The 26995-nt window shown below is 63.3% G+C and carries 30 protein-coding genes and 4 pseudogenes; 20 read left to right on the forward strand and 14 right to left on the reverse strand.

Features of this window, described 5'->3' with window-relative positions; translation table 11 throughout:
* Positions 1 to 43 precede the first annotated feature (43 nt).
* Positions 44 to 445, forward strand: a pseudogene (locus OHQ90_RS38535) (UTRA domain-containing protein); the annotation flags it as partial.
* A 128-nt stretch (positions 446 to 573) separates the two neighbouring features.
* On the opposite strand, the gene OHQ90_RS38540 reads toward OHQ90_RS38535, so the two are convergent.
* Both OHQ90_RS38540 and OHQ90_RS38545 read right to left on the reverse strand, forming a co-directional pair.
* Positions 574 to 1269: an NAD(P)-dependent oxidoreductase gene (locus OHQ90_RS38540; protein WP_328406214.1), complete on the reverse strand. Its 696-nt coding sequence runs from the start codon at positions 1267 to 1269 to the stop codon at positions 574 to 576.
* Positions 1270 to 1314: 45 nt separating this feature from the next.
* Positions 1315 to 2394 carry an NAD(P)/FAD-dependent oxidoreductase gene (locus tag OHQ90_RS38545; RefSeq protein ID WP_328406215.1) on the reverse strand — a complete coding sequence of 360 codons (1080 nt, stop codon included), beginning with the start codon at positions 2392 to 2394 and terminating at the stop codon, positions 1315 to 1317.
* Positions 2395 to 2560: 166 nt separating this feature from the next.
* Here OHQ90_RS38545 and OHQ90_RS38550 point away from each other — a divergent pair, with 166 nt between their 5' ends.
* Positions 2561 to 3562, forward strand: coding sequence for an RNA polymerase sigma-70 factor (locus tag OHQ90_RS38550; protein WP_328406216.1), 1002 nt, complete (start codon positions 2561 to 2563; stop codon positions 3560 to 3562).
* Between the two features lie 279 nt (positions 3563 to 3841).
* On the opposite strand, the gene OHQ90_RS38555 is transcribed toward OHQ90_RS38550, so the two are convergent.
* Positions 3842 to 4810 carry a patatin-like phospholipase family protein gene (locus tag OHQ90_RS38555; protein WP_328406217.1) on the reverse strand — a complete coding sequence of 323 codons (969 nt, stop codon included), beginning with the start codon at positions 4808 to 4810 and terminating at the stop codon, positions 3842 to 3844.
* Between the two features lie 702 nt (positions 4811 to 5512).
* On the reverse strand, positions 5513 to 5734 hold the full coding sequence (locus tag OHQ90_RS38560) for a hypothetical protein (RefSeq protein WP_328406218.1): 222 nt from the start codon (positions 5732 to 5734) through the stop codon (positions 5513 to 5515).
* Positions 5735 to 5918: 184 nt separating this feature from the next.
* Between OHQ90_RS38560 and OHQ90_RS38565 the strand changes: the two genes are divergently transcribed.
* The gene (locus OHQ90_RS38565; protein ID WP_328406219.1) at positions 5919 to 6455 is read left to right on the forward strand and encodes a type VII secretion system-associated protein; all 537 of its coding nucleotides are present in this window, start codon (positions 5919 to 5921) and stop codon (positions 6453 to 6455) included.
* Between the two features lie 13 nt (positions 6456 to 6468).
* Positions 6469 to 7488, forward strand: a complete 1020-nt coding sequence (locus OHQ90_RS38570; RefSeq protein ID WP_328406220.1) for a hypothetical protein — start codon at positions 6469 to 6471, stop codon at positions 7486 to 7488.
* Between the two features lie 46 nt (positions 7489 to 7534).
* Here the strand turns inward: OHQ90_RS38570 and OHQ90_RS38575 are convergent.
* The 7 genes and pseudogenes from OHQ90_RS38575 to OHQ90_RS38605 all read right to left on the reverse strand — a co-directional run.
* Positions 7535 to 7726, reverse strand: a pseudogene (locus tag OHQ90_RS38575) (transposase); the annotation flags it as partial.
* A 108-nt stretch (positions 7727 to 7834) separates the two neighbouring features.
* Positions 7835 to 8107: a helicase associated domain-containing protein gene (locus OHQ90_RS38580; protein WP_328413424.1), complete on the reverse strand. Its 273-nt coding sequence runs from the start codon at positions 8105 to 8107 to the stop codon at positions 7835 to 7837.
* Positions 8087 to 8470 (reverse strand): annotated as a pseudogene (locus OHQ90_RS38585) (helicase associated domain-containing protein); the annotation flags it as partial. The pseudogene OHQ90_RS38585 and the gene OHQ90_RS38580, both read right to left, overlap by 21 nt.
* A 12-nt stretch (positions 8471 to 8482) precedes the next feature.
* On the reverse strand, positions 8483 to 10819 hold the full coding sequence (locus tag OHQ90_RS38590) for a DEAD/DEAH box helicase (protein WP_328406221.1): 2337 nt from the start codon (positions 10817 to 10819) through the stop codon (positions 8483 to 8485).
* A gap of 93 nt (positions 10820 to 10912) precedes the next feature.
* The gene (locus OHQ90_RS38595; protein WP_328406222.1) at positions 10913 to 11098 is read right to left on the reverse strand and encodes a hypothetical protein; all 186 of its coding nucleotides are present in this window, start codon (positions 11096 to 11098) and stop codon (positions 10913 to 10915) included.
* Between the two features lie 369 nt (positions 11099 to 11467).
* Positions 11468 to 11806: a hypothetical protein gene (locus tag OHQ90_RS38600; protein ID WP_328406223.1), complete on the reverse strand. Its 339-nt coding sequence runs from the start codon at positions 11804 to 11806 to the stop codon at positions 11468 to 11470.
* Positions 11806 to 12177 (reverse strand): hypothetical protein, encoded by a 372-nt coding sequence (locus OHQ90_RS38605; RefSeq protein ID WP_328406224.1) that lies wholly within the window; start codon positions 12175 to 12177, stop codon positions 11806 to 11808. The genes OHQ90_RS38600 and OHQ90_RS38605 overlap by 1 nt, the downstream gene beginning before the upstream one ends.
* Positions 12178 to 12510: 333 nt before the next feature.
* Between OHQ90_RS38605 and OHQ90_RS38610 the strand changes: the two genes are divergently transcribed.
* The 10 genes from OHQ90_RS38610 to OHQ90_RS38655 all read left to right on the forward strand — a co-directional run bounded on the left by OHQ90_RS38610 (position 12511) and on the right by OHQ90_RS38655 (position 18056).
* Entirely contained in the window at positions 12511 to 13401 is an 891-nt protein-coding gene (locus OHQ90_RS38610) for a helix-turn-helix domain-containing protein (RefSeq protein WP_328406225.1), read from the forward strand.
* Entirely contained in the window at positions 13398 to 13607 is a 210-nt protein-coding gene (locus OHQ90_RS38615) for a DUF397 domain-containing protein (RefSeq protein ID WP_328406226.1), read from the forward strand. The genes OHQ90_RS38610 and OHQ90_RS38615 overlap by 4 nt, the downstream gene beginning before the upstream one ends.
* Before the next feature lie 57 nt (positions 13608 to 13664).
* On the forward strand, positions 13665 to 13880 hold the full coding sequence (locus OHQ90_RS38620) for a DUF397 domain-containing protein (RefSeq protein WP_328406227.1): 216 nt from the start codon (positions 13665 to 13667) through the stop codon (positions 13878 to 13880).
* Between the two features lie 278 nt (positions 13881 to 14158).
* Positions 14159 to 14548, forward strand: a complete 390-nt coding sequence (locus OHQ90_RS38625; protein WP_328406228.1) for a hypothetical protein — start codon at positions 14159 to 14161, stop codon at positions 14546 to 14548.
* Entirely contained in the window at positions 14545 to 14922 is a 378-nt protein-coding gene (locus OHQ90_RS38630; protein ID WP_328406229.1) for a Tn3 family transposase, read from the forward strand. The genes OHQ90_RS38625 and OHQ90_RS38630 overlap by 4 nt, the downstream gene beginning before the upstream one ends.
* A 94-nt stretch (positions 14923 to 15016) precedes the next feature.
* Positions 15017 to 15589: a DUF3558 domain-containing protein gene (locus OHQ90_RS38635; RefSeq protein ID WP_328406230.1), complete on the forward strand. Its 573-nt coding sequence runs from the start codon at positions 15017 to 15019 to the stop codon at positions 15587 to 15589.
* 36 nt (positions 15590 to 15625) lie between these two features.
* A complete protein-coding gene (locus OHQ90_RS38640; protein ID WP_328406231.1) occupies positions 15626 to 16105 on the forward strand; it encodes a hypothetical protein in 480 nt (159 codons plus the stop codon).
* Between the two features lie 215 nt (positions 16106 to 16320).
* A complete protein-coding gene (locus tag OHQ90_RS38645; protein ID WP_328406232.1) occupies positions 16321 to 16713 on the forward strand; it encodes a hypothetical protein in 393 nt (130 codons plus the stop codon).
* A 404-nt stretch (positions 16714 to 17117) separates the two neighbouring features.
* A complete protein-coding gene (aac(6'), locus tag OHQ90_RS38650) occupies positions 17118 to 17561 on the forward strand; it encodes an aminoglycoside 6'-N-acetyltransferase (protein WP_328406233.1) in 444 nt (147 codons plus the stop codon).
* Between the two features lie 9 nt (positions 17562 to 17570).
* Entirely contained in the window at positions 17571 to 18056 is a 486-nt protein-coding gene (locus OHQ90_RS38655) for an NUDIX hydrolase (RefSeq protein WP_328406234.1), read from the forward strand.
* Positions 18057 to 18337: 281 nt separating this feature from the next.
* Here OHQ90_RS38655 and OHQ90_RS38660 read toward each other — a convergent pair whose 3' ends face one another.
* Together OHQ90_RS38660 and OHQ90_RS38665 are read right to left on the reverse strand one after the other, a co-directional pair.
* Positions 18338 to 18637: a hypothetical protein gene (locus OHQ90_RS38660; RefSeq protein WP_328406235.1), complete on the reverse strand. Its 300-nt coding sequence runs from the start codon at positions 18635 to 18637 to the stop codon at positions 18338 to 18340.
* Positions 18637 to 18798: pseudogene (locus OHQ90_RS38665) on the reverse strand (IS1380 family transposase); the annotation flags it as partial. The gene OHQ90_RS38660 and the pseudogene OHQ90_RS38665, both read right to left, overlap by 1 nt.
* A gap of 341 nt (positions 18799 to 19139) precedes the next feature.
* Here OHQ90_RS38665 and OHQ90_RS38670 point away from each other — a divergent pair.
* The 4 genes from OHQ90_RS38670 (at position 19140) to OHQ90_RS38685 (ending at position 23440) form a co-directional block, all read left to right on the forward strand.
* Positions 19140 to 19826, forward strand: coding sequence for a HEAT repeat domain-containing protein (locus tag OHQ90_RS38670; RefSeq protein WP_328406236.1), 687 nt, complete (start codon positions 19140 to 19142; stop codon positions 19824 to 19826).
* Positions 19820 to 20827 (forward strand): HEAT repeat domain-containing protein, encoded by a 1008-nt coding sequence (locus OHQ90_RS38675; protein ID WP_328406237.1) that lies wholly within the window; start codon positions 19820 to 19822, stop codon positions 20825 to 20827. Before OHQ90_RS38670 ends, OHQ90_RS38675 begins: the two co-directional genes overlap by 7 nt.
* Before the next feature lie 588 nt (positions 20828 to 21415).
* Entirely contained in the window at positions 21416 to 22324 is a 909-nt protein-coding gene (locus OHQ90_RS38680) for an alpha/beta hydrolase (protein ID WP_328406238.1), read from the forward strand.
* Positions 22325 to 23137: 813 nt separating this feature from the next.
* The gene (locus OHQ90_RS38685; RefSeq protein WP_328406239.1) at positions 23138 to 23440 is read left to right on the forward strand and encodes a hypothetical protein; all 303 of its coding nucleotides are present in this window, start codon (positions 23138 to 23140) and stop codon (positions 23438 to 23440) included.
* Positions 23441 to 24313: 873 nt separating this feature from the next.
* Here OHQ90_RS38685 and OHQ90_RS38690 read toward each other — a convergent pair.
* Positions 24314 to 24967: a hypothetical protein gene (locus OHQ90_RS38690; protein ID WP_328406240.1), complete on the reverse strand. Its 654-nt coding sequence runs from the start codon at positions 24965 to 24967 to the stop codon at positions 24314 to 24316.
* A 629-nt stretch (positions 24968 to 25596) separates the two neighbouring features.
* Here OHQ90_RS38690 and OHQ90_RS38695 point away from each other — a divergent pair.
* Positions 25597 to 25728 (forward strand): hypothetical protein, encoded by a 132-nt coding sequence (locus tag OHQ90_RS38695; protein WP_328406241.1) that lies wholly within the window; start codon positions 25597 to 25599, stop codon positions 25726 to 25728.
* Positions 25729 to 26423: 695 nt separating this feature from the next.
* Complete coding sequence (locus OHQ90_RS38700) at positions 26424 to 26993, forward strand: DUF3558 domain-containing protein (protein ID WP_328406242.1); 570 nt, start codon at positions 26424 to 26426, stop codon at positions 26991 to 26993.
* Positions 26994 to 26995: the final 2 nt, after the last annotated feature.

The raw sequence follows: 26995 nt of genomic DNA on the forward strand, positions 1-26995 counted from the left end.
CAGTGGCGACGTCGTGACATTTCGTCGCGGCGTCATAGTAGGTTTGCCAGAGGAACACGCCGACACCGCCAACCCGGTGATCCAGGATCTGATGCGCGGCAAGGTCTTCCACTCCCTGATGGTGCATTTCGAAGACGACACACCGATTCAGGTCGAAGACAGATACGTCAATCCGAGCGAAGCCCCCGGCTACCTCGACCAGGACTTCACCCGGAAAACCCCGAACAACTATCTGAGCGAAGTGGCGCCACTGGAACGCGGGGAGCACATCGTCGAAGCGATCCTCGGCAGCGTGGACGAATGCCGCCTACTCCGCATCAAGCGGTCCGAACCGTGCCTGTTGATACGTCGGCGGACGTGGTCGTCGCGCGGGCTGGTGAGTGCGGCCCGACTGGTCCACCCCGGCTCACGTAACCGCCTCGAGGGCACCTTCACCGGCCATTGAGCCGCGGGGCGTAGAACAGTTGAAAGAAAGCGATACGCACACCCTGATCAACGCCAATACGGGTGCGTCGAAAAAGGAGTGCGTACCCACTGCGGTAGCGCCTCGGCGGGATGCGGACGGGAATCGGCTCAGCTCTTGGCGAGTGCTTCGCCGCGGATCCACCGGAGCAAGGTGGGGTTGTCGACGGTGGTGATGACGCCGACGGTGGTGCGGAGGTAGCGGTCGTTGTCCAGCATGGACAGCATGCTCGCGGCCAGGTCCACACGGGCGGTGAACCTGCCGTCGGCGTGACCCTCGACAACGGTGTAGTCGGTGACCGACGGCAGGTGGTAGAGCCCGCTCGGGCGCACGATCGTCCAGTCCAGATCGCTGGCGCGGACCAGCGTTTCCATCCGCCGCATGTCGTCGTACAGCGTCTTACCCAGCACCCGCGTCACGTACGGCAGTAGTACTCGGTTGAACAGGAAGCCCGCATCGGAGTACGGGTGCGGGTCGACCCCGCTCGAGCTGACCACGGCGAGCCGAGGCACCCGATGCCGTTGCATCGCGGCGACAATATTGGCCACACCACACGAATAGGTGCTGATCGGTTCCTTCCCAGCGGGCACCCCGAGCACCGACAGCACCGCATCCTGTTCCGCCACGGCGGCGTCGACCGCCACCGGATCGAGCACGTCGGCACCGACTACCTCGAGCCGATCATGGTGCAGCGGAAACGAATCCGGCTGCCGGGTGACCGCGGCGACCCGATGTCCGGCGGCGAGTGCCTGGTCGGTGAGCAGGCGGCCGGTGGGACCATTGGCTCCGAAGACTGCGATGCGCATGACGACTGTCCTTCCCTGGTTACGAACCCTTTGTGGTGTTGTTCATCAGAGGCTGGATACGCCCGCGCGGGCGGTGGAGAACGCGCTGTGGGACCCCATTTCCTTGAGCACGACCGCGCTTCGACCGGCGAGATAGGCCCGCCGGACGGTGTCGTCGGCATGGGTGAACTGGGCGATCGCATCCTTCCTGCCGAGGGAGATACCACGGTTCCAGTAGGGGAAGGAGTGCGGTTTGGGTGTGCGGCCCTCGAGCAGGCGGGCGAAGTTGTCGGCCGCGTGAATGGCCTGCGGCAGGGCGGTGTAGCAGGCGAAACGCGCTCCGGGCACGGCCGCACAGTCGCCCACCGCGAAGATCCGCTCATCGCTGACGCTGCGCAGGAATTCGTCGACGACCACGCGACCACGCGCATCGACCTGGAGGCCGCTGCGCGCCGCGAGGTCGGGAACGCCGGCCACGATCGCCCACAGGGTCAGATCGGAGGTCAGTTCCGACCCGGACCGTAGACGCACGACACCGTCGAATTGCCCTGTACCCGGGTCGATTTCGATCACCCCATCGTCGACGATATCGACCGTCAGCCGCTCCAGTCCGGCGCGGACGCGTCGGTACGCTCCCTCGGAAAGGCCCCCGCCCACCGCGGACCCGACCAGCCGCACCCGCACATCCGGCCTGGCCTCAGCGATCTCGGCCGCCGTCTCGATGCCCGTCGCACCGCCTCCGACGACCGTGACCTGCCCGCCCGCGGAAAGCGCCGCCAGCGCCGCGCGAGCTTGTTGCGCACCTTCCCACGTGCCCACCGGGACCGCTCCCGGCATCGGCACCACCGTGCTGCCCACGGCCAGGAAGGCGTAGTCGAAGTCGATTCTCTCGCCGTCGGTGAGGGCGGCAGTGCCGTCGCCGATCTTGTCGACAGTGCCCAGCCGCGCCGTGATCCCCGCGCGCAGTACCTCCGTGAGGGGTGTCGCCACCGAGGCTGTCCCGGCGATCTGCTGGTGCAGCCTTACCCGCTCCACGAAGTCCGGGCGCGGGTTGATCACCGCGATCTCGGCATCCTTCACCTTCTTGGCCACCCGGTTCGCCACGAGCGTGCCCGAGTAGCCGCTGCCCACTACTACAACCTGCATGTCAGCCTCCTGTCTGGTGTAACTCGACGAACACAAGACGCTGGTGACCACACCCCCGTGACAGTTCGACCACGTGACGTGCGCCACCGATCGCAGGTGTCACAAAGCGGGCCCGGCCGGCGTCTGGTGTGTGACACAGTCGAGAGCAAACAGGCAGGAGTCGGCTATGAGCGAGCGAACAACGGACACGGCCCAGCCGCTGCCGCATGACCGCTCGGATCCCGCCACCGAGGCGTTCATCGCCCACCGCAACCTGCTGTTCACCGTCGCCTACGAGATGCTCGGCTCGGCCGCCGACGCCGAAGACGTCCTGCAGGAGACCTGGCTGCGGTGGGCGGGCGTCGACCTCGACACCGTGCAGGATCAGCGTGCCTACCTGGTCCGGATCACCACCCGCCAATCGCTGAGCCGACTGCGTGTCCTCGACCGGCGCAAGGAGTCCTACGTCGGCCCCTGGCTGCCCGAGCCACTACTCACCGCCCCAGACGTAGCCGAGGACATCGAGCTGGCCGACAGCATCTCGATGGCAATGCTGCTCGTGCTCGAAACACTCGCACCGACCGAGCGAGCGATATTCGTTCTCCGCGAAGTATTCGACCTGGCCTACAACGACATCGCCGAAGCCGTCGACAAGACCCCCGCCGCGGTCCGCCAGATCGCCCACCGAGCACGAGCACACGTCGCCGCGCGCCGACCGCGCGGAATCGTTTCCGCGGCCGAGACCCGAGACGCACTCGAAGCGTTTCAACGAGCTGTCCAAACCGGCGATCTACAGCGCCTGCTCGAGATCCTCGCGCCCGACGTCGTCGCCCTGAACGACGGTGGCGGAATCAAGCAGGCCCTACCGCGGCCCATCGTCGGGGCCGACCAAGTGGCTCGACTGTTCGCCATCTACTGGAACACGATCGGCGCCGAGGCGACACTGCAACCGACTGAGGTCAATGGATATCCGGCGCTGATCATCCGGCTCGACGGGGAGCTCGACAGCGTGATGGCGGTGCGCATCGACGCCGGACTCATCAGCGGGATCTACTCTGTGCGCAATCCTCAGAAGCTGTCGCATATGCAACGCGAAACCTCGCTGCACCGTCGAGTCCGAATGTCCGCGGAATCAATCGTTGGTCTTGGCGGCAGGACTCGGCCGATGTCGCGGTCCTCGAGCCAGTAGTTGTCGCCCTTCAGTGAGATGACTTCGACATGGCCGTTCACCTTGCATCAACTCCGACATCCCCGGTTGACGCATGCCGAGGACCGGGCATCCACGCCGCTGCTGATGCGGACGAGTGGGCACGCTTCGGTGCGGTCGCTCAGCAAGTACGCGCGTCCGTCCCCTTGGGCTTTTATCCCATGGCAGGCCAGCACTGACCCCGCCGCCCGCAAGCAGCGGCGATGACGCAAAGGTGTTGCGGTGCCGGCGAAATGGATCGCGGAAGCAATGATGACTTCGTCAGGCGATCGACTGGATTCGATCGGTCGCAACGGTTTCATCCGGCAATCCGAGAACATGCGGGTCGACTACGTTGAGGAGTTGCTCGTCGGTCCGGGAATGAATCCAGGTCGTGGCGATGTCGTAGCCGGTGTCGAACAGTTCTCCGGATGATCGAGCGGGGGCCTTGAGCGCCGCGCCGTATGGCTGGTGGGCGAAGATGGTCGCCTCGCGCAGGGTCTTGTCGTGAAAAGGTCGCGGGCGATGGGGAATTGCAGGCAGCGATGGATGTAGGAGGGGAAAGATCAATCCGCCTCGGCTGTCGTATGGTTGCGGCCCGTAGAGGTCCAGAATCAGGGTTGGATGCGGGGAGAAGATGTCGTGTGGGACCCGGTGCTGGCAGCCGCCGTCGAAGACGTCCCCGAGCCCGGCGGCCGCGGGCAGAGCCCCCGGTATACGGGTCGCTGCGACCAGCGCATCGGCGACCGGCAGGTCGTCCAGTCCGAGCTTGGGTAGGTCTCGTGGTAGCAGCAGTGTGCCGTGTTCGGCCGAGTAGACGGGTATGAGTAGCGACGACGCCATCTGGTGTGGTTGCAGTCCGGACGGGTTGGGGTCAAGGGCGAAGTCGGCGAATGTGCGGTCACCGACGACGGCGTGGGCGAGTTCACGAATCCGCGCCTCGGGGTACAGCGTGCGTCGGGTCAGCAGAGTACGAAAGCTCTTCTCGCCCAAAACATTCTGCTGGGGGTGATCAATCGCGATCTGCCGTGCCTGGTCGCGAGTCAGGCCCAGCGTTATCGCCGCGGCCGCGATAGCACCACCACTGACACCCACGACGACCGGCTGGAACGCGGGGGCGGGCTGTCGGCTGCCCTGCGCCCGCCGGGCAGCAAGAGCATCCACCGCACCGGTGGCCATCCCAACCATCAAGGTGAGGCTGCGGCCGGCCACTCCGGCGAGAATCCGAACCACGGGCTTTTCCTGCGTCAATGACTGTCCTTCCACTCTGGTTGTCAGCGCTCACCGGTGACCGACGCGGTCCCTCGCCGCCGAAACCACCGACGCCGCACGTGATCCGCCTGCTGCCTCGATGAGTCGGCCGCGGCCAGAGCGGGGCGAAGCCCACGCCGCGTGCCGGTGATCGAGTCGGTCTCCTGCCAGATGGACCGACCGCTCGAGGTCAGCGAAATCCCGAGAAACTTTCCTTCGGACCTGGTCTCGGCGGCATCGTCGGAGGTGCGGCGCAGAAACCGGTAAGTCGCGGTCCTCGAGATCAACGATTTCTCTCCTGTTGGCCGTCAACCCACAGACCTCCGGGTTCGGCATGAGGGAAGACGAATGGAACCGCACCGAACCTAGCTTCGCCTGCACGGTTCGCCAGTAGTGGGAAAGAATCGGTGTGCGCCACCGGGCTTGTCCTGCAACGTAACCCGGTCGTGTAGCGCCCACCTGGAGCTCACCTCCCTGGTGAGAAACCGGGGAGGTGACGACAGCCGGACGGCTCAGGAACTCATCACCGTCGGCTGAGCTGCACACGGGTTTCAGTCGCCATCGTCCGAGGCGCAAGCCGGGTCGATGGCTGCCGCATTACCGGTCAGGGGTGGGATGCCAGTCGATGCCGAGTTCGGTCAGGGCCTGCTGTCGTTGCGCGGATAGTCGCCCGGTTCGATTGTCGATGCGGCGCGATCGGATCTACCTGCCGAGCCGGAAACCGTCGCGAGTGACGTGGCAGGTGAGGACGTCGATGTGCCATGGTGAGGTCGTCGTCGCCACGGTGCGCAGCAGGATCGCTCGATGGAACGCATCGCTCACCCGTGCGGGTACGCCATCGATCTGCAACCAGCCAGGCAGACAACTGGTTTCGCTGGATTCGGGCAGTCCGGGCCGCGACAGCTGACGCCGCTGCGCGGACACACCGAACCGCTACCACCGAAACACGCACGAACACAACTGACCTCATACAACCCCGCCCCAGCAGCACTATGCCACCCTGGCTCATCCGTTGCTGCCTATGCGATCGCGGACCGGCCGGTGTGGTTCCCTGGTAGAGACCCAGCACGGGCAGGCAGTGGAAGCGGTAGTGGCAATCGGAGTGACAATGGATCAGTCGACGTCCAAAGTGATTCGACAAGGCGAGTGGCTCTTCCTCACCGCACCGGGGTGGGAACCGAGTACACCGCCGCAGATACAACCACCGCCGGAAGCGATCGTGGGCGGATGGATGGTGGACGAAAACGGGAATGTGGGGCCGTTCCAACCGAATCCCGATTACCTGCCGGCCGATGAGGCGACACCGACCGACCCTCTCGATGCGATACTGCGGCTGATTGCCGGGGGCGAGCAGCAACTCATCGATGAGTTCGTGTCCATGCTCTGCCACTCGATCGTCGAGATCGGGTGCGACGAAGACGACCAACCGGTCGTGACTGTTATGCCCGATGATATCCTGTGCGTTGTGATAGCCACCGCTCAGGCGCAGAAGCTCGGCGTCGAGGTGGACCGTTGGTGGCCCGTGGCGGGTAGCGACCTTCCAGAGATCATTCCAGGCGATGCCGGCATCCTCCTCAACCCCAATGGTTGCGCTCCCCTCTGTTTAGTGGCGGATGCATTGACGCCCCCGAGATCGGGACTATGAAGGTGACCTTATTATGTTCGGCCCAGCTGCTCTTTTTAAAAAGATCCTCGCAACTCGTCTGACTCCAGCGATTGCTACCGGAGCAAAAAACGGAGCGAGCGAACCCCTGTACGGGTTCGCAGGAAAACTGCGCGATACCGCCAGGAAAGAAGCTGACACCGATCGCGCTGCCGCTATCCCCCTGAAGAATTTCATCCCTGACGCTAAAGGCAGAGTTGAATTCACGGCCGACCAAGTCGTCATCCGTTCCATGCATCGACGCACTCTTATATACCCGTATAGCAGGTATAAACGTCCGGTGATAGATAAAATAAATCCTCATATATGGAGGAAGAAATTTCCAGTGGGGGTGGATTTTCCTCCCGCTAATGGCGTTGACCACGGCCGGCATTGGGCAGCGGCGGAGGTCTCGACTTCTGAGTACAACTACAAGGTCGCATACCCCGACGGGAGGAGCCGGTCCGAAGCAGCACATTGGACCCGCGAGCGTGACGAGATGAATCTCCGAAGCAGAGCCTTGGACAGACCCTTGCCTGCGGGAACGGTAGGAGACTACAAACCTCCCGCGTATCAGCGAGTGGTGACGGTCAAGACCGGATTCTTGGGGTGGAAAAAAAGAACAGTGGTGGTGGATGACGAAACTTTCCTCAAAATACAAGCACGGGCCGTGGAAGACTACATGCAAAAGGCAGCCGAGAAAGATCTGACCTCGAGGGAATCAATCTGGCAGGAACCAAGAGCAATGGTGTTGGTGCCCGATAAGCCTTTCGACAAGGAGCACTTAACCCCTGAGTACCTCGAGGATCTGAAAGACAAAGCAGGGGTTGGTGGAGTGTACTACCCCGAAGGGGATGTTTCGACAACAACCCAGGGAGAAGCTTGGAAAGCTCCCTCCATAGCGCATTCTTCCGACCTGATAGTGAACGATCCGGGTGATGGGCGTACTCCGTGGTCGCACCATCCACCTGGGGAATTCAGCAGCACTAGAGTGCGTGCAGACCCGAACCATTCGGAAGGGTACCCTCTGCGGTGAGCTGGTGTGTAATACAAGAGGTCAGTTCGGAATGAATATTCCGGAGGCAGACGACCGAGCGGGCAAGGCTCAGTAGTGCGTGGGATGTCAGCGCGGCGTTCATAGCGGGTTCGCAGCCTTGTGAACGTATGGAGCCACGCGAATGTGCGTTCGGCCGTCACCGCAGTTTCCCGAGTCCGGAGCCGTGGCCTGTGTTACGGCGGGCGATGGTCGGGGTGGTGCCACGGGAGCTGCGAGCGGCGGAGAGGGGTCGCGAGCGTCGCCAGGAGCGGCTCCGAGCGTGGATAGGATTCGATGAGCTTGTGATCGGAATCGACAGAGGTGTCCACCGCGCGTCCGTGCTCGACTACCAGTTACGGGCGGGATGCCAGTCGATACCGAGTTCGGTCAGGGCCTGCATTCTTTGTGCGGACAGTCGGCCCGTTCGATAGTCGTTGCGGCGTGATCGGATCCACGTGCCGAGCCGGAAACCGTCGCAGGTGACATAGCAGGTGGGAATATCGATGTGCCCGTGAAGCTCGCGGTAGGCGCTCAGTGCGGCAATAGCTTTGTCCCACAGAACTTCTCGTGGGCCACGCCAGTCGATGCCGAGGGCTTCGAGTTCACGGGCGCGGGCCACGGGCAGCGTGCCCGAGCGATGGTCGCGTCGGCATTGCATGAGCCACGCGCCGAGCCGGAATCCGTCCGCGGTGCGGTGACTGTTGTCGACGTCCGCGTGGCCGTGCTCGCTGCGGTATGCCTCGAGGTGTTCGATTCCGATCCGCCACCGGGATTGTTTGTGCGCAGAGCCGCCGGTGAGCTGTGGGCCGAGATCGACGCCTAGCCGGTGCAGGTCGTCGATCTGGGCAGCGGTCAATTCGCCCGCTCGGTAGCTGGTTCGGCATCCGCTGATCCACGCACCGAGCCGAAATCCCGTTGGTGTCGTATACCTTTGGGCAGGGTTGGCGTGCCCGTGCTCGCGGCGGAAGGCGACCAGATCTTCGAGGTGCCGGTTTCACAGACGTCGGCTCCATCGCTGTTCGGCGAGGTCGATGCCCGCGGCGACCAACGCAGTGACCTGTTCACTCGACAATGTCCCGGCGCGGAACATTTCACGCCGCCGCGACAACCACTTGCCGAGCTGGAAACCGTCCGGTGCGACATAGGTGGCCGGGACTTCCGTGTGACCATGATGCGTCCGATAGGCATCGAGCGCGGACAACGCCCTCTTCCACCGGGTTGCGCGGCGGCTGATGGTCGGATTCCAGTCGATATCGAGAGATTCCAAGGCGGCGGCGTGCTCCTCCGGCAAGGTGCCCGCCTGGTATTGCTCGCGGCGTTTGCGCAGCCATTGCCCCAGCTCGAAGCCGTCGGCGGTCACATACGAGACCGCGACATCGCCGTGCCCATGCGCGGTACGAAAAGCGCGGAGCGCGGCGATTGCGGCCTCCCATCGGACGGCGAACGAATCCCAGCCGACGCCAAGGGCTTCCAGCTCCGTCACCCGCTCCACCGAAAGCTTCCCGGCCCGTTGCCGAGCGCGGTACTGCGCCAGCCACTCACCCAACCGGTGTCCGTCCGCAGCCCGGTAGTCGGCGGCGACGTTCGCATGTCCGTGCTCGGCGCGGAATCGGTGCAGCGCGGCGATTCCCGTTTCCCATCTGGTCGAAAACGGATCCCAGTCCACGCCGAGGGCTTCCAGCTTCGCAACCCGGTCGATGCGCAGTGTCGCGGCCTTGTATTCGCGTCGGCACCGTCCCAACCACCGGCCCAACGGGTAGCCGTCGGGAGTGCGGTAGTCGTAGGCGACATCGACGTGTCCGAACTCGGTGTGAAAGGCCACGAGAGCGCCGTAGTTCTCCCACCATGGTGAGGTCGTCGTCGCCACGGTGCGCAGCAAGATCGCTCGATGGAACGCATCGCTCACCCGTGCGGGTGCGCCATCGATCTGCAACCAGCCAGGGAGACAACCGGTTTCCCGAGATTCGGGCAGTCCGCGCCGCGACAGCTGACGCCGATGATCGAGGTCGTCGGCGATCCTTTCATCGTGCGCACGCAACGCCCGCACCACCCGCCAGACGGTATCGAATTCCGAACCATCCAGCGCCGCTAGCGGATTCTCGTCCTCGGTGAGGAGGATCGGCACGATGATCGTGGCGACCTTTCCCGTCTCCCCACCACGCCGCAAGGCCCGGCCCACGGCCTGCACCACGTCGGTGGTCGAGTCGCGCGGGTCGGCGAACATCACGGCGTCCAAGGCGGGCACGTCCACGCCCTCGGCGAGCACGCGTGCGTTGGAGACCACCACGGTGGAGTCACCTGGGCGCTGTAGTGCGGCCAGCGCGGCACGGCGATGCTGCGGCGGCATGTCCCCGCTCACCCAGCGGGCCCGCACCGCCCACTGTGGCCGGTCGTCCGCGGGCAACAGGTTGATCGCGGCGGCCAACCCCGTGGCGAACCGAGTCGCCGCCATCACCCGGCCGTGGTAGGTGATCACCCGCCGTAATCGGTAGTCGCGCACCGCTTTCACCAAGGCGACCTGCATACCCAGCATCCGTGCCGATACCGCACGCCCCTCCACGGTCACCAGTTGGCGTGCGGCGGTCAGTTTCGCCACCTCGGCGTCGGTCACCGTCACCACGGCCACGCGATAGTCGGCCAGCAAACCCGACTCGATCGCGGCAGCGAACGGCAGCTGGAACACCTGCCGACCGAACACCGCGGGATCGTCCATGCTCACACTGTCGGTGCCACCGATCGTCATGATCCGTGGCGTCGCGGTCAGATACAGCCGCCGGGCCGCCGGCACCAGCCGATCCTCGTGTATCTGCGCCCACTGCCCCCGCACGCCGGCAGTGCGATGGGCCTCATCGACAATGACCAAACCCCAACGCCCCAAACCATTCTGGGCATGCGCTGCGATGATCACCGGCAGACTGGCATAGGTGGCGAACACGGTGACGCGCCCAGCTCGCCCGACGAGGACTGCAATCTCGACGGGGTCGGTGGTAACCGGGGCGTGCAGGCCGATCATCTCCGCGCGTAGCTCGACCGCCGCATCCGTGGCCTGCTTGTCTCCGCACACCGCCGCGATCACACCTGCCGCCGAACCGAGGTGACTCGCATAGGAGTGCGCGGTCTGCGACAACAACTCCAGGGTGGGCAGGATGATGAGCACCGAACCGTCGGGAACCAGGCGCACCGAGCACTCCGCACCGATCAGTGTCTTACCGGTCCCGCACGCGGCCACCACCGTCGCCCGGCCTCGTTCGCCCAGCTCGACACAGACCTTCTCGACGGCATCGGCTTGGTGCGGCCACAAACTATTGCCCAACTCCTCCGCACTCCGCACCGAAGTTCCTCTGTCTCGAATGTCGTTGGTATCGGTGGTGTTCGAGCCGCCGAGTTCGGCCGCCGCAGGACCACCCCCGGCACCTCACGTCCGCTACGACTTCAACCACGCGTCGATCTGATCCAGGCTGCCGCTGTAGATGCGCTCGCCGTCTTCGGCGGCCAACAGTGTCCAGCCGCCCGGTGGATGCTCGGCATGGACGAGTAGGTACCCGGCCTGCTCGGCCCGATCCTCGGGGAAACGCACTCGCGCTACAAACGAATCCGGTTGCTGCGTCACGGGCCGTGGCCGCCTTTCGTTCTCGTTCACCAGGGTTTCCCCCAAAGTCGGTGTCGGCGTGATGAATCGGGATGGATGCGTCCGGCTGCTACCAGTGCGTCGAACGCGGCATGCTTGCGCTCGCAGTCGTGATCGCGGTGCAGTTGCATCGCCAGATGAGCGTCGGCGAGGGTGAACGGCTGACCAGGTGGGCCGCATGTCCACGCCTTCGGCCATTCGACCGGTCGTATCGGGCAGCGGCCTCGGGTAGATCGGTCGCGGCGTGGCTTGTCGACCGGCCACACGCACGCCACCCCGACCATGCCGCACGCGCTGCTCCCGACAACCGCGAGGATGCTGTGCACCACCTGCCAAGTGCCCACGCGCCGTTCATCGCTCGCAGCCATTGCCCGGATGGATCGGCGGTAGCGCTAGTTGCGCGAGCCCGTCGAGCACCTGTTGGAATGCGAGAGGTTCGGGTGCGCCGTCGGGCAGGCAGCGTTCGGTGGTGTCGGTCGGAAAGTCGATGCCACGCAGGTGGGCGCGTTCGCGCGGGCTGAACTCCTGCGGCGCGATCCGGCCGTGGTGCACGAGCGTGTAGTACGCGACCCACTTCCACGCGCACCGGTCGATCCGGCACGCACGGTGTCGCCGCATCTGCCGGTGCGCCAGCTCGACTTCAGCTGAGCCGCAGATGTTCGGTGGTGTGACGATCGTGTCAACGCTCATCACGCTGCCCCCATCTCGACGCCGGACCTGTGTTGTGCGCTACGCGCCCACATGCCTTGCGGGCAAACAGTTTCCAAGTCGAAGCCTGCATCGCAGATCAACGCGGGCAGGCAGTCCACGTGCCCGAGGTCGAAGACAACGATCACCTCGACTCCCAGTCCGGCCGCTATGCCGAGCGCGTACCTGATCGGGTCGACGTCGGCCGGTGGGCGCACGGTGTACACGTACTGGTAGCCGAGCGTGCGAGCGTGCCGCTGCACGTCGTTGGCGTGGCGTGGCGCATCCAGACCGGACACGTCATTGCGCACGAACCCAATAGCTTTCGGTTTGTCGCTTGTCGTCGGCGACTTGATGGTTTGCGTGTGTGTCATGGTTCCCCCGGAACCTGGTCGGTGTGCTGGGTTGTGAGGCGTTCGGACGACCGGCAGCAAGGATCGCTGTTTGCTCGCGGGGTGGATTCGAGCCGTGACGCACTCAGCCGAAGTTGGTGTAGTTCACGCATTTTGGAGGCCACCGTGGTCTCCAAGCTGCGGTGTCATCCGAACGCTGCGTTCAATGGCACCACGAGCGATACGATGAAACGAGCAAATCTGGGAGTCCCAAACAAGTCGTCCCAAATCTGCAGGAAGAATCCCGGATCAGCCGCGCAGTGCGTTCCACATTCGAGTCCCGACTGTCCCAGAACCGCAGGGGGTGCATGAACCTTGACCAGCGAAGATGACGCTTCGACGCTGCCCAGGCGACAGCTTGGGCGATTCCTCCGCGAAACCCGCGAAGGACAGGGGCTGTCCCTCGACCAAGCCGCGAAGCTGGCCGAACTGAGCAAGAGTGGGCTACACCGCATCGAAACCGCGCAGGTGGCGAAGGTAAAGATTCGCGAAATCAGAGCCCTGTGCGAGATATACGGAGTGTCAGCGGACGAAACCAGCCGCGTGCTCAAACTTGCCGAGCAGGCACAGGTCAAGAGTTGGCACACTGCGTTCGACGGTCTCTACAGCGATTCCACATTCAATATGTTCGTTGGACTCGAAGCCTCTGCGCGCCAGCTGATTTCATACCATGAGATCGTTCCCGGCCTGTTGCAGACGGCCGACTACGCACGCGCACTGATCAGCGCGTTCTATCGTGATAGCAGCCCGGAGGACATCGACCGCCGGGTGGAGCTGCGACTGAAACGGCAAGCGATCATCACCCGCAAGTCCGACCCAGTGAAACTCGAACTGTTGCTTCACGAATCCGCTCTACACCGCGTCCTCGGCAGCCCTCGCATCATGGCCGCACAGTTGCGACACCTGGCCGAGATCAGCAAGCTACCAAACGTCTCACTTCGGATACACCCGTTCACGAGTGGGTGCATGTTGGGCCTGTTGCACGGCCCGTTAGTGATCCTCGATTTCGGCATCAACGCCAAGGGTGAGCAGGTTGAGCCACCGCTGGTCTATTTCGAAGGTGCCGGTAAGCCGGATCTTTACCTCGAGAGTGCCGACGATGTCCGGCGTTATGCTGAGCTTGCTACGGCCATCCGGAGTACATGCGTGGATGAAACGAGATCGCGAGACCTGCTCAGGCAGGCAGCAAGGAGTTATGCAGCGTGAATGCGAACCCGACCGGAGTGAACTGGTTCAAGAGCAGCCACAGCAGCGGCCAAACCGAGTGCGTTGAGGTGGCGTGGCTCGACGGGGCCAACGTTGGCGTTCGTGACTCGAAGAACCCTACCGGCCCGGCACTGATCTTCACCCCGAGCGAATGGGACGCCTTCACCGCTGGCGTCACCAACGGAGAGTTCAACCACCCAGCCTGAGCCAGGCACAACCACCGAGCACCCTCACAGCAGCCCGGACGGCGAAGGAGCTCGAGTGTGAACAACATTGACTTGTCTCGAGCTCCCTGGTTCAAAAGCAGTCACAGTGGCAGCCAGAGCGACTGTGTTGAGGTGGCGTGGCTCGCAGGCGGCGGCGTCAGCGTCCGCGATTCGAATAACCCCAGCAGTCCGGCGCTGATCTTCACGCCGGGCGAATGGGACGCCTTCACCGCTGGCGTCATGGTCGGAGACGACCGCCCCCTAGACGAGTAGGTCCAAAGTTCGCTGACTGATAGTTCGCCAGTGTCGAAGTTTGTGGGAATTCCGGATCGCCTCGGCCCACTCGAGTCTCGACTGCATGCCGGCTGCCGCAACCGCCGCGTCTGCAGTCGGGCTGGGATACTTGCTGCCGTGCTCTCGGTAAAGATGAACGATCTGGCGGTCAGTCTGTGGGCGTGCTGCCGAGTCTCGGTTTGATGGAGCCACCGGGAGGGCTGAATGCCGCTCTCAGCGAGCGTGTGGCTCGTGGAATCGTCCACCGGGGTGAGGTTTTGACGTGGGCCGACTCCACCGCCGACGCCGACAATGCGCCATCATTCTTTCCCGATCTCACCGGTTGGGAATGCAACGACAGTTCATTTCATCTGGAGGACTTCGTCCCAGTTGACGTCGTCACCATCGATGACCAGCCGTCCATCGGAGAGGACGGCCAGCGGATTCTGCTCCTGCGCGGAGTCGCGCTGGCCGCAGCGATAGGCCGCCTCGTCCACGGACTCGATCCACCAACTCCAGTGCGCTGCATCGTCGGCGTCAACGAGACCAATGCCACGTTCAGGTTCGACCGAATTCGTGTCGGCGAACGCTGGAACTCCCCACACCTGGACGACTATCGACAGGACAAAATGATCGTCGTCGACATCGAACCAGCCGACGACATTTGAAATACACGCAGGCGGGCCCGAGCACCATCGTCTTCTGCGGCACGGACTCCGCGCTCACCGGCGCCGACCGCGAGCACGCCGAGGTGTCGATGCCTGTGCTGCACCTGCGGCAATCCGCGCTGGCGCACATCAACACCATGCTGCTGCAAGCGGTTCTGGAGGATCCGCGATTCAACGACCTGGTCGGGGCGACCGAACGGCGCGCACTGTCGCCGTTGTTCTGGTCCAACTTCAACCTCTACGCCCGGTTCCGGCTCGACACGAACACCTGCCTGGACCTCACCCGGGAAGGCAACCAGGTCGCGGTCCTCGTCCGCAGCTCACACCTTCTACTTCGCCGGAGCACCGTCCCCGGACGGTTGCACGCCGATTGACCGGCCGGTACGTTCAATCCAGCTGAACAGGGGGCGGGGAGCCGGGCCGGCCCTGATCGATGTCATCGATGCAGCCGGCGACCGGGAGGAACACATGTCCAGCAGGGGAAAAACACTGCTCGGTGCCGCGTTTGCCGTCAGCGCTGTTGTCTTGCTTTCGGGATGTGGACAATCGAGCGACGGCGACGCCAAGCCCACAACTCCTTCCACAAGTGCCGCGCCTTCGCTGGCTGCTGATGCGCCGAGCAGCTACAACCCATGCAAAGACGTTCCACAAAGCGTGCTGGACGCGGAGAAGCTGCACCAAACCCGCATCGCCAACGACGATACGAGCGCTGGGGTCAAATGGCGCGGTTGCGCCTACGTACGGTCGAGCAGCTATGGGGTGAGTATCCGCACAACGAATCTCACCATCGATGCCGTCCGCAGCCGCAACTTCCCGGAGACCGCCGAGTTCACTATCAATGGCAGGCGGGCGATCTCGACACGTCAGTTCGACGGCCCGTTCATCAAAGAGGCATGCACCGTGGATGTCGAGATGAAGGGCGGCAGCCTCGAAATCAATCTGACCAACCCCAAGGCAACCGACACCGGAAACCTTGACTCGTGTCAGTTGGCGCGCGACTTGGCGGAGAAGGTTGCACCCAGTCTGCCCGCCACTGCCTGACTACTGCTGCACGGAACGATCTGGGAGGGGACCCATATGGCAAACGACGACAAGGTTCAACCGAGCCCATTGGCGAACCTAATAGGGGAAGCCCGTGACGGTCGGCTGACGGTGCGGATGGATCTCGAGAAGTTCGTCTATATAGACCGCGACTGCCAATACTTCAAGGATCAGATCGTAGACATCCAGAACAGGATGTCCGAGATCTCTCAGCAGGACACGTGGGGTCTCGGTGAAAAATTCGATCCGCAAGGAGATCGGGACCTGATCTCAGCCAAGACGATGGTCTCGCGCTGGCGGGAGAAGTCACAGAGCACACAGAACCCGAACAACATCTACGCGGTCATGGAATCGCACTACAAGGTCATCGAGGACTTCCAGACCCTGTTCCGCACCGTCCGCGAACGCATCACCAGCGTCGACACCGACCAGGCCACCAAATACCAGGACCTGGAGGCGAACCTGCCGAAGCAACCGCCAGCCCAGGCGAAGATCTTCTCCTGGCCAGGGCTGTAATGAACTGCATTCAGTCGCAATCCAGCAATGGTCGCCGCATGTCGCATTCCCCACGAGCGGCAGTCTTTGATCACCTCCATTCGGTGCCAAAGACCATAGCCGTCGTCGCTGGGATATTCGTTTTGTCCTCGTGCGGTTCAAGCAACTATGTTACGCCAACTGCGCAGCCGAGTTCTAGTTCCCAAGCGGTGTCGACAGTTGCTTCCGCTCCGTGCGTGAACTGGAAATCCAGAAAAACGCAGAACGCGGACGAGGAATATTTGACGGCGGAAATTGCGAAACTTTCTTTTCCGTCAGGAACTTGCCTATTCATGGTATACACAACTGACAGGAGCGAGAACCTGGGCAAAATATCGGTTACCGTTGGCCTCGATGTGGCAGCGTCGGCCGGTCCCGGCGATCTACGTCCGGTCGCCACTGATATCGCGCGCCTTCTCAAGAAGACTACAATTGCGTCGCGAATCTCGGTAGTGGACATTACTAACCTAGGCGCAGCGAAACCAAAGTATCGAGCGCTTCTAACCGATGAAAACTTCCAGGACCATCCGTGGAATGGCGCGGCACCTGCAGAATCCGAAATGGCGATCTGGAAAATTGTAGATCCATAATGAGATGGACAGTGATTACGGCCGTCCCAGAAATGCAGAAGCCGAACAGTTAAGGAGTGATTTTCAGTGGCGAGGGAGCTGAAAGTAGACGTCGATCTCCTTGAGACAGTACCGAAGTTTTGACTCACCGAAGTTGCTCCAGAGTTGACGCAGACAGCTGGGGAGATCGAACCGTTAAAATATAGGCTCAGCGACAAGACCGCGATCACGTACGCGATAAACGCCCGCGCGCTGATGGAGCGTCCGGTCGGGGCGACACGGGAACATCCGCCCACCTGAACTCCGGCAGTGTGGCTGTGTCGGCGAGTTTCTGAGCGTTGCGGCGATCGATCTGGTGCCCATGACTCGACTCCTAGTGGCGAAAATCCGTTGCGACGACCACCAGTCGGGAATACCGTTCGGTCATGCATATACATGCCTGCGGTGCAGGCGATCTGGACGAGTTGGCCGTCCTGCGCACACAACTGTGGCCGGACAGCTCTGTCGCCGAGCATCGCGCCGACGTCGGCGAGCAATACGACGGTTCAACCTCTGCGTCCGCATTCCTGGCTCGCGACGAGCACGGCGCCGCAGTCGGCTTCGGTGAAGTCACGTTGCGCCATGACTACGTCAACGGTTGCGACACCTCACCGGTCGCGTTCCTCGAGGGTCTCTTCGTGATCACTACCCACCGGAGAAGAGGAGTAGCCCGGGCGCTGTGCGCGGCGGTAGAGGCATGGGGTCGCGGCCACGGCTGCACCGAACTCGGCTCTGATGCCCTGCTGGGCAACGTCAACGCGCAGGAAATGCACGCCGCCTTGGGGTTCGAAGAACGCGAACGTGTTGTGTGTTACCGAAAGATGATGTGACGTGTCCCCATGCCTTCGCTGAACCTGCGTCACTCGGCCCGTGCGATCGTTCTGGATGAGGAGGACCGCATCCTGCTGTGCAGGTTCGCCCTTCCGGAGCGGGTGGTCTGGGCGACTCCAGGGGGAGGCGTCGAAGTCGGCGAGACACCGCGCGCGGCCCTGCGCCGCGAGCTACACGAGGAGATCGGCCTCGTGGTCGCCGGGATGCCGCCACACGCGTGGCGTCGGAAAGTCGTCGAGCCCGGCTATCTGCACGGGTATGACGGTGCGCTCCAGGACTACTTCCTCGTTCGTACTGCGGCCTTCCATCCAAACGGTGCACTGTCGAGCGAGGAGCTGGCCGCCGAGAACATCACGGGGTTTCGGTGGTGGCGGCTGGCCGAAATCGCCAACTACCACGGCCCGGATCTCTTCGGTCCGCGTGAACTCGCGGGCCCACTGGCCGAGTTGATCAAGGATGGAGTACCGGACCAGCCACTGGATCTCGGGCTGTGATCAAGGGCTTGCCCGACTGAATTCCACCATCAAGTGGGTGATGATCACAGCGCTCTGGCCGCCTATCGCACTTGTCGACGGGCTGACACCGGCGTGATGCAGTCTCGTTCCGAAACTGGTTGGGCTGGAACCGGCCGACGTTTTACGGCCGGATGCACGAAACGCCGTGGGTTCCCTGCTCGGTGAGTTCACGGACCGTGAACTCACGTACTTCACCCGAGCAACTTACGGAGAACTAATACTCCAGGCGGACTTTCAGATGCTGGCGGGATGTTGGCTCGTCAGTTCAACGCTGTTGGCGGGTGACTGTCGAGTACGTAGCGGATGATGGCGGTGAGCCGTGCTGCCGGGTTCCACAGGCACGGTGATGCCCTTTCGATCGTTGTGGACGCGGCGGTCGTGTCGGGCCAGGCGGGCGGGGAACGAGAACAGCCGCAGCCGTAGGATTTTCTAGCCCAGCGGCGGGCTGGAAGGTTGGTGAGGGCGAGGGTCTGCATCCAGGCTGTGAGGTCGAGTGCGAGCGTGACGAGCGCGAGCCAGACGCGGTTGGCGTCGCAGCTGCGGAACGGCAGGTTCCGCATTGGCAGAGAGCTTCATGCAGGACCCGCTTGTGGTCGGCGGCGGTATTTCTCCCGGCGTTGCCGGGCCGCAGGCATGGCAGCTCACCAGTACCGGCCCGGCCGTGGTCGATGAACGCCCACAACGGGTGGAAGCCGAAGCCGCGCTTGAACGTCGGGGTCGCCCTTTCCGACGGCCGCGATCGGTCTATGCATCACGGTCGGCCGATCCCCGGCCGACCTCGCCCACGAAATCGGCACAACCGGTCCACCCTGGCCAGATGGGCTGCACGCCACAACATTCCCCTACGGCGACTGGACTGCTCTACAACCCCAGAACCCAACTCACGGGGTTCCGGTAGTAACCGCGCAAAAACAACGAAGTTCGGTAGCTGCTGGTCATCGGTGTCGTTCAGCTCCGGGGCCGATGGGGCTCGTGAGGGCGCGCATGGCCGGGGCGGATCCTGGCGTCTTGCCCGTGAACTTGACATTGTCACTGTGAGAAGGCCTTCACTGGCGGTCGGAGGTGGTCCCCATTAACTCGACACACAGGAATTCACAGGACACGCGGCTGCTCGACGCATTGGCCGCTGGGAACTCGTCGACGCGGCTGAAGGCGGCCCTGGCAATCGGTACGCATCCCCTACCCGGTTTCGTCGATGTGCTCGTAGAACGGTGTGCGGTCGAGCCGGACTTCTTCGTGCGCGACATGCTCACGTGGGCGCTGACCCGCCTCCCGTCGGAGATTACGGTTCCGAAACTGCGCGCGGAACTTTGTTCCGAACGCGCACAGGCTCGAAGCCAGGCCTTGCATACGCTGTCGAAGATCGGGGACAAGAACGTGTGGCCCGCAATCACGCGGTCGTTGCTACACGATTCCGACGACGAGGTCGCGCGGAGCGCATGGCGCGCTGCCGTCGTTCTCGCGCCCGATGGGGAGAAGGAAGGTCTGGCCACGGAACTGGCCACGCAATTCGGGCGCGGTGACCGGGACGTACGGTTGAGTCTGAGCCGTGCCCTCGTCGCGCTCGGCGATGTGATCGAGCCGATCCTGCAGGCGGCGATGGCAAGTCACGACCCGGCGGTGCATGCGCATGCGAGCGCCACGCGGCGGCTGCTGCACGACCCGGATGCCGGATTCGACCTCGCTGTCGATGAGGCACGACGGGTCGTCGCGCTCGGTCCGGACCAGGAGGAGGCAACTGCGTGTTGATCAGTGAGGTGGCGCGCCGCTCGGGGGTGAGCGCCCGGATGCTCAGGCACTACGACTCCCTCGGGCTGGTAAGCCCCACAGGCCGCACCGTCGGTGGCTACCGGGAATACTCTGCCGAAGACATCCGGCGGATCTTCCACGTGGAGGGTCTGCGATCCCTGGGATTGTCACTGCGCCAGATCGGATCCGCTCTCGACGATCCCGGATTCACCCCGTCCGCATTGGTCGGCGACCTCATCCGAAAAGCCGAGGAACGACTGAACCGGGAGCAGGAGCTACTCGAGCGGCTGCGCACGGTCGAGACGGCCGAGCCCTCCAGCTGGCAGGACGTCGCGCGCATCGTCGAGCTCCTGCACGGACTGGCATCGCCGAGTGCCGCGCGGCGGCAGCAAGCCGTCCTGGCCCCGGCCGAGGATCTGCCGATGCCCGCCGAGCTGCTGGCAGAGGCGGTCCTCATCGAATCCGATCCGAACGTTGCCGGGGCCCTGAGGTGGGCCCTCACGAGGGCAGGCGGTGGCGGTGTGGCAAGCCTGATACCCGCCATGAGCTCGGAGAACATCGCCATCCGGCGGCGGGCGGTCCTGGCCCTCGCCGAGCTACCCGGCGACGAGGCGACCGCAGTGCTCACGGACGCGCTCGAGGATACGGACACGACGATCCGTAGACATGCTGCTCTGGCACTGGGTGCGCGGGGCGTGACCCGAGCTGTGCCGACGCTCGTCGACACCGTGGTCGAAGGCCCGAACGATGTCGAGGCAGCCGAGATACTGGGAACCTTGGCACACGACGCCGAGTGGGCGGACCGGATCATGAGTGCGGTGGTCGATGAACTCGCCACCCACACAGCGGATTCGGCGGTGCGGATGCGGCTGACACAGGCACTCGCCGAAATGCCGGGGACCATCGCGCTCACTCCCCTGCGGCAACTGGCCCATGACGATGATAGGGCCGTGGCCCTCATGGCCTCGGCCCTCGTGAAACTGCTCGAAGAACGCCTATAGATTTCGGAGGACCCGGCACGGGTCCAGGCTCGAGGAACATCGAAGTCATCTCACTCGAAGGAGAGCGGGACCGAGACCTCGTCCGTGTCCCGACAGCCGAGGCCGACAACCAACTGCGCCTGCCGCGGACCTCTACTCGAGCCATTGCCACGGATCCGTGTGCGTGACCTCGAAATGCCGGGCGGCGCTCCCCACTGGTGAGGACAGCGTTCGAGCCACTGTATGAAGGAGGAGCGTGACAGCAGAGTTGACGATTTCTGTGACTACAACAACTCCACATTCGGGACAGCATCTTCTCGAGCGCACGTACACGCTGACGAAAGCTCACCCGTGCGCTGCACGTTCACGGCGGCTCGAGAGCGATCACGGCACAACCTATGATGGTCCTTCCGCACCGGGGCGTGACGGGACCGCAAGCGCACGGACAGCGACTTGGCCTGAGCAGCAGTCGAATTCGGGTCTCCTCGGTCACCGACCGGGGAACAAAGAGGAGGTAACGGGGTGGGTCGAGCAGCGCGATCTGGGGACCAGCGGGGAATTCGTGGTTGGCTGCGGAAGACCGGCGCTGTCATAGCAACAGCTGCGCTGATGTCGTCGACCGGTGCGGCGGTGGCTACCGCCGCACCGGTCCACGCACCGATATTGCGGACACCGGCAGGCGGTTACCAGGAGCTCTTCGTGCCGTCCGGCATGGGGCCGATCAAAGTTCAGGTGCAGTGGGCGCGCCGCGGCGGAAGCGCGGCCCTATACGTGCTCGACGGTTTCCGTGCGCCCGCCGACCACAATCAGTGGACGACCGATACCGACGCGCTGCGCCAGTTCGCAGGCGACAACGTCACATTGGTGTTCCCGGTCGGTGGTCACTCGAGCTTCTACACCGACTGGTACCGGCCGAGTAGTACCAACCGTCAGACGACGACATACAAATGGGAGACCTTCCTCACCCAGGAGCTGCCCGCATTCCTGCAACAACACGGCGTTTCGCGAACCAACAACGCCATCGTCGGGGCCTCCATGGGCGGCAACGCCGCCCTGACGCTGGCCGGCCACCATCGCGACCAGTTCAAGTTCGCCGGATCCTTTTCCGGATTCGTGCATCCGACGTATCCGCTCTGGAACGAAGCGATGCGCGTTGCCATGTGGGACGAAGGCAACTTCAATCTGGACGACATGTGGGGTCCGGCCAAGGACCCCGCCTGGACCCGCAACGATGCCACTGTGCAGGCCGAATTGCTGCGCGGACTGCCGATGTACGTCTGGACGGGCAATGGCGTGCCCGGCCCGCTCGACCTGCCGTACGGGGTCGGCAACACGGTGAACGCGATGAGCCTCGAGGCGATGGCGACAACTGCCACCCAAATGTTCCGTGATCGACTCACAGCGCTCGGAATCGCCGCTCGCGTCGACATCGTCAACGGAACACACAATTGGCCCTACTGGCAGCAAGCGCTCGCGACGGCGCGTCCGATGATCCTCGATGCGCTGGGCGTGCGCTGACGGAACCTGTCACCAACGGGGTTTCGGTTCTGAGTGAGGTTCACAGGGCAGTCGTGATCGATCGACAGCGGCGCGAATTCGGTGACCGGCCTACCACATCGGTGAACGCCGGGCATGCAGCAAATGTGGTGCGCGCCGCTTCCCCGGATGCCTGGTGTCCAAACGTCACACAATCAGGGTCTCGAGTCATCGGCGGAGCTCGCGTTGACTAGCGGGATGGGAGCTCGAGCACAGCCCGCTTCGGCTTTGGCAGCTATCGTGGCGATTCTGGCTGTGATCGTCATCGTGTTCGCCGACTCGATGCGCGCGATTCTCTGGGGTCTAGGGAGTCTGGTCGTATTTTGTGTACTGATGGCCTGGGGAGTCCGCAGGGACGAGAAAAAGGCATCGAGGCGGCGGGGGCGCAGGCGGGGAGCGTGGGGGGCGTCCAGCGGCGGCAACAGTTTCGACGGCGGCAGCGATACTTCCGATGGGGGATCAGGTTGCGGCGGTGGGGGATCCAGCTGCGGAGGCGGGGGCTGCGGAGGCGGGGGCAGCAGCTGAACGCTGTGCCTCTGCGGCCATAGCCGCGCGACATGGAAACAATTGGTATGGCCGCTGTTTCGGGTGAGTCCAATGAGTTCGAAGGCCGGTAGCCAATGGCCTTACCATCTACGGCTGCGCGAGTTCATCCGATCACTCCCGAAGGATGAGTTTGTGTTCGCCACCGAGTGGCCTTCCTGCGCCTGAGCGCTGACCTCGGCCCTCGCACCTGAACACACCGATCGGTTGTCAGGCGGACGGTGTCCGGTCCGGACATGGCATGCTGGCGGGATGAAGTCGGCCGCGATGGAGATCGTCGGCATCCTCGATCAGGTGTTGGCGATCGTGAAACGCGTACCGCAGGAGCTGATCTGGCAATCTCGGTACTCGGATGAACAAGAGCTCGTCGATGATCTCACCGATCATGCCCGGCGCATCGGGCAGGGAGATCTGAGCCGGTTACCCGATCTTTCATTCCTATTCCTGCCGACCGGACCGCTGTGTGAGATCGCCGCCAGCAGCGGATGGCTGGATGCCTACACGGTGCTGGGGAACCGGTTCGATGAGTTGCATTCGTTCCCGCATCAGCCGTGACGCTGACGAGACGTTGTCAGCCCTGTGGCAGTCGGCGTCGTCACAGACCAGCGTGCCGAGGCACGGGGCCGCGACCGACGGCCAGCGTGGGGTGATGATTTCTTGCAGTCGCTCCGTCGCGTTGTCGATCCACCAGATCCGGTCGTCGTCGACCGAGTGCCACATAACGGGACACCAGAAGTCCCGACTCGTTGAGGGCCGCTATGCAGAGACGACGACAGACCTGGGCACCGACCGAATCATTTGACACAAAACGCCTTACACTGATTACTCAGCGCTTCTAGGCATGTGAAGCTCGTGCGCTGGAGGCGAGGGTTTGTGAACACCATTCTGGAAGTCATCATCATTGTCATGATGCTCGCCGGGGCGATCGTTTTCGTCGCGGCGGGGGTCTCCGCCGGGAAAAAGGATGGGGGTCGAGCATTCGTGCGTAGTATGGCTCGGCCCGTCCTGGTCTCTGTGAGCATTTGTATTGTGTTGACGGTTCTCCTGGCTGTAGGAGTGGGCTTCTCCCTACCCCTGATCTTTCTCCTTTAGTGGAACCGCTTGACACAAAACGCCTTACGCTGATTACAGGGCGTTTGCCAACCGCGTCCAAGCTGGTGCTGCGTGCGGCCGTCCTACAGTGAGCTGCGGCCGATTCGGCGAATCTGCTTGCCAGGTGCAGAGAAGTGCACTGACGGAGCTTGGATCGGACTGGCCGGCTTCGCCATGCCCGCCGGTAACAGGCAGGGGCGCGTCGAAACTCGGCAAGGTGCTGAGCGCGCACTGTCACTCGGAAACCCGCCGCGCCGCAGTGGCACACCGCGCCGAACATGAGCTGGGGCCCACCACCGTAGCCCTGGCCTGGCTCAGCTGTGGCTCGGCGGAGGGCTACTCGAGGTTGAGGGCAGCGCCAATGTTGTCGGCCAATGCCCTTGCGATCGCGCGTGATCCGGGCTCGAGTTCGGAAACTGCCACATCCTTGCTGGAACTGTCCAATCCGGAAACAGCCACGTCGACAACCGCGTTGCTTTTGCGGAAGGCGGTGATGGCGCGGGTGACCTTGAAGCTTCCGTTTGCACCTTCGAGTGACTCGTCGCCGAGGCCTGAGGTCGCGCGGCCTTTGACCTGGTCACGGACGAAACCGAATTGGTGCTTGGCGGAGGCGACCGCATCATCGTCGGAATGGAGCGAGAACGTCAAGGTGATGAAGCGGCGTTCCGCCGCATTGATCAACTGGGTCCCGACGTGTGTGGGCGGGGCCAGATATAATGCGCCACAGACCTTTACCAACTGGCCGGGCTCCGACGCGGGCTGGTTGCCCTCATCCTCGAACGCGACGTCCGCACTGAAGAGTTTGCCAGTGGATTGCCGAATGGCGTCCATGGCCGGTGCCGCCAGTTTTGCGCAGGAATCCGACATACCGCTGAACAGAGGTGTCTCCACTGGCTTAGCCTCGGACCCGCATCCCGTCAGCCCACCCGCCACAGCCGCCACGCTCACCGCGACTACGCAAAGCCCTCGTGCATCCATCAAGATCGTCACAACCATTCGATACGCGTCGGGGCCAGGTTCCCCCGAATGACACGGCAGACCCTACCGTGCCTGCCGCCCAGCGCAATTGGATGACACGGTGGGCGTCGCATGCGGGAGGGCCACCTCTTCTGGTGCTCGGTCGCCCGTCACCACTTCTTCGATGAGGACGCGGTTGCCGGCGACGTCAGTTTCGCCCATACCAGGCGATTTCGGTCTCGCTCATCGACGTCGTAGTTCACCGATAGCCGATGTCGGAGTTCGCCAGCGTAGCCAGATCCGAATCTTGGGCGCGCAAGGAGAAATAGCGTACGCCTCGAATGCCTGCCCTCCACCAGCTCATACAGGCGTGACCGCGGCGACGCCGCGTCAACGACGACCCCACCTACCCCGTCACCGTTGTTCGCCATCACCACCCAAGATCACATCCAGGAGTGGCGAACAGTCGTCGCCCGCATGGAAAAGCATGCCTGCTGCTATTCGCGCACAAACCAGGGAGCCTCGTGCGCTACCACTAGCGCTACCTGCACGACCGAACCGGAGGCAGCATCGCCAGTCTCTCGCACCTTATCCGCGAAAGCGCCATCGAAGTCGTCTACGACGGCTCTGAAGCCCTTACCCGAAAACTCATGGAGCGCATCGTGATCGACCAGCGCGGACAGGAACAATTCCGCGACACGAAGAAGCGGCGCACCAATAGACCCAAGCCCAACCAACCGCCGAAACCCACCGAACCCGACCCGGATGTGGAAGTCGGCACCGCTTCTGCGTGAGATGCGGCGGAAGGGTGGGGACCCCGCAACAGCGGTTGAACTGCCGACGCTGACGATGGCAGGGGCGTGGAGTGCGACCCTGCTACTGCTGATGATGGAGCACTCGAAGGGGAAGTGATTCGCCGCTGTGTTGTGGCAGGCCGTGCTTAGGACGCCCGGCGGGGGTTGGATCGAAGCGATTCAGGGCACCGATCGCAATCCGCCGCCAAGGCCCAGCCCAAAGCCGAGCGCGACGCCCACTGCGCGCAGTGGGCTAGACGAACGGCCCAGCCCCAAAGTCGAGCTGGCCCACGATCAAGCAGATTGATTACCTCAGGGTCCTGATCGTCAGGGTCGACCCTGCCCTAGTGGTATTGAGATCCCGTCGGAACACTGACCTTTTCGCTGATAGAATCGCAGAACTTGGCTCGACGAGGACACAGTTCAGTGTCCAGGCCAGGGCATCGATGCACTGAACTCTTGAATGAAGTTCCACATATATTGCGCCGTAACCGATCTCGAAATGCCTTGATTGGGAAGGCATCCGGATCGCGGTCCGCGTCCGCAGAGCACGCATCCTACTTCGCCGAAACCCGCCCGGGGACGGTTGCACGCTGGTTGACCGGCCGGTACGGTCAATCCAGCTGAACAGGGGGCGGGGAGCCGGGCCGGCCCTGATCGATGTCATCGATACAGCCGGCGACCGGGAGGAACACATGACCAGCAGGGGAAACACACTGCTCGGTGCCGCGTTTGCGGTCGGGGCTGTTGTCCTGTTGTCGGGATGTGGGCCATCGACCGGCGGGGACGCGAAGCCATCGACCCCAACAAACACGGGACCATCGCTGGCGGCGGATGCGCCGCGCAGCTACGACCCATGCAAGGACGTCCCGCAAAGCGTGCTCGACTCAGAGAAGCTGCACAACCAGCACACCGTCACCGACAGTGCGGGGGGCGGGGTCCGATGGGTCGGTTGTCAATGGGTGCGGTCAAGCAGCTATGGGGTGAGCATCCGCACGACGAATCTCACGATCGATCTCATTCGCAGCCGCAACTTCCCTGAGGCCACCGAGTTCACCATTAACGGTCGGCGGGCGATCTCGACACGCCAGTTCGAGGGCCCGTCCATCAAAGAGGCATGCACTCTGAATGTCGAGATGAAGGGCGGCAGCCTCGACTTCAACCTGAACAACCCGAAATCGACCAGCACGGGAAGCCTTGACTCGTGCGACTTGGCTCGCGACTTGGCGGAGAAGGTTGTGCCCAGTCTGCCCACGACTGCCTGATC

It is taken from the genome of Nocardia sp. NBC_00403, assembly GCF_036046055.1.
Taxonomy (GTDB): Bacteria; Actinomycetota; Actinomycetes; order Mycobacteriales; family Mycobacteriaceae; genus Nocardia.

Bases quoted from the DNA above. Each gene is read 5' to 3' on its own strand.
- OHQ90_RS38635 (WP_328406230.1), top strand. From the start codon at position 15,017: ATGTCCAGCAGGGGAAAAACACTGCTCGGTGCCGCGTTTGCCGTCAGC.
- OHQ90_RS38660 (WP_328406235.1), bottom strand. From the start codon at position 18,637: ATGCGGAACCTGCCGTTCCGCAGCTGCGACGCCAACCGCGTCTGGCTC.
- OHQ90_RS38680 (WP_328406238.1), top strand. From the start codon at position 21,416: ATGTCGTCGACCGGTGCGGCGGTGGCTACCGCCGCACCGGTCCACGCA.
- OHQ90_RS38685 (WP_328406239.1), top strand. From the start codon at position 23,138: ATGAAGTCGGCCGCGATGGAGATCGTCGGCATCCTCGATCAGGTGTTG.
- OHQ90_RS38640 (WP_328406231.1), top strand. From the start codon at position 15,626: ATGGCAAACGACGACAAGGTTCAACCGAGCCCATTGGCGAACCTAATA.
- OHQ90_RS38605 (WP_328406224.1), bottom strand. From the start codon at position 12,177: ATGACACACACGCAAACCATCAAGTCGCCGACGACAAGCGACAAACCG.
- OHQ90_RS38540 (WP_328406214.1), bottom strand. From the start codon at position 1,269: ATGCGCATCGCAGTCTTCGGAGCCAATGGTCCCACCGGCCGCCTGCTC.
- OHQ90_RS38570 (WP_328406220.1), top strand. From the start codon at position 6,469: ATGTTCGGCCCAGCTGCTCTTTTTAAAAAGATCCTCGCAACTCGTCTG.
- OHQ90_RS38600 (WP_328406223.1), bottom strand. From the start codon at position 11,806: ATGAGCGTTGACACGATCGTCACACCACCGAACATCTGCGGCTCAGCT.
- OHQ90_RS38655 (WP_328406234.1), top strand. From the start codon at position 17,571: ATGCCTTCGCTGAACCTGCGTCACTCGGCCCGTGCGATCGTTCTGGAT.
- OHQ90_RS38545 (WP_328406215.1), bottom strand. From the start codon at position 2,394: ATGCAGGTTGTAGTAGTGGGCAGCGGCTACTCGGGCACGCTCGTGGCG.
- OHQ90_RS38700 (WP_328406242.1), top strand. From the start codon at position 26,424: ATGACCAGCAGGGGAAACACACTGCTCGGTGCCGCGTTTGCGGTCGGG.
- OHQ90_RS38550 (WP_328406216.1), top strand. From the start codon at position 2,561: ATGAGCGAGCGAACAACGGACACGGCCCAGCCGCTGCCGCATGACCGC.
- OHQ90_RS38565 (WP_328406219.1), top strand. From the start codon at position 5,919: ATGGATCAGTCGACGTCCAAAGTGATTCGACAAGGCGAGTGGCTCTTC.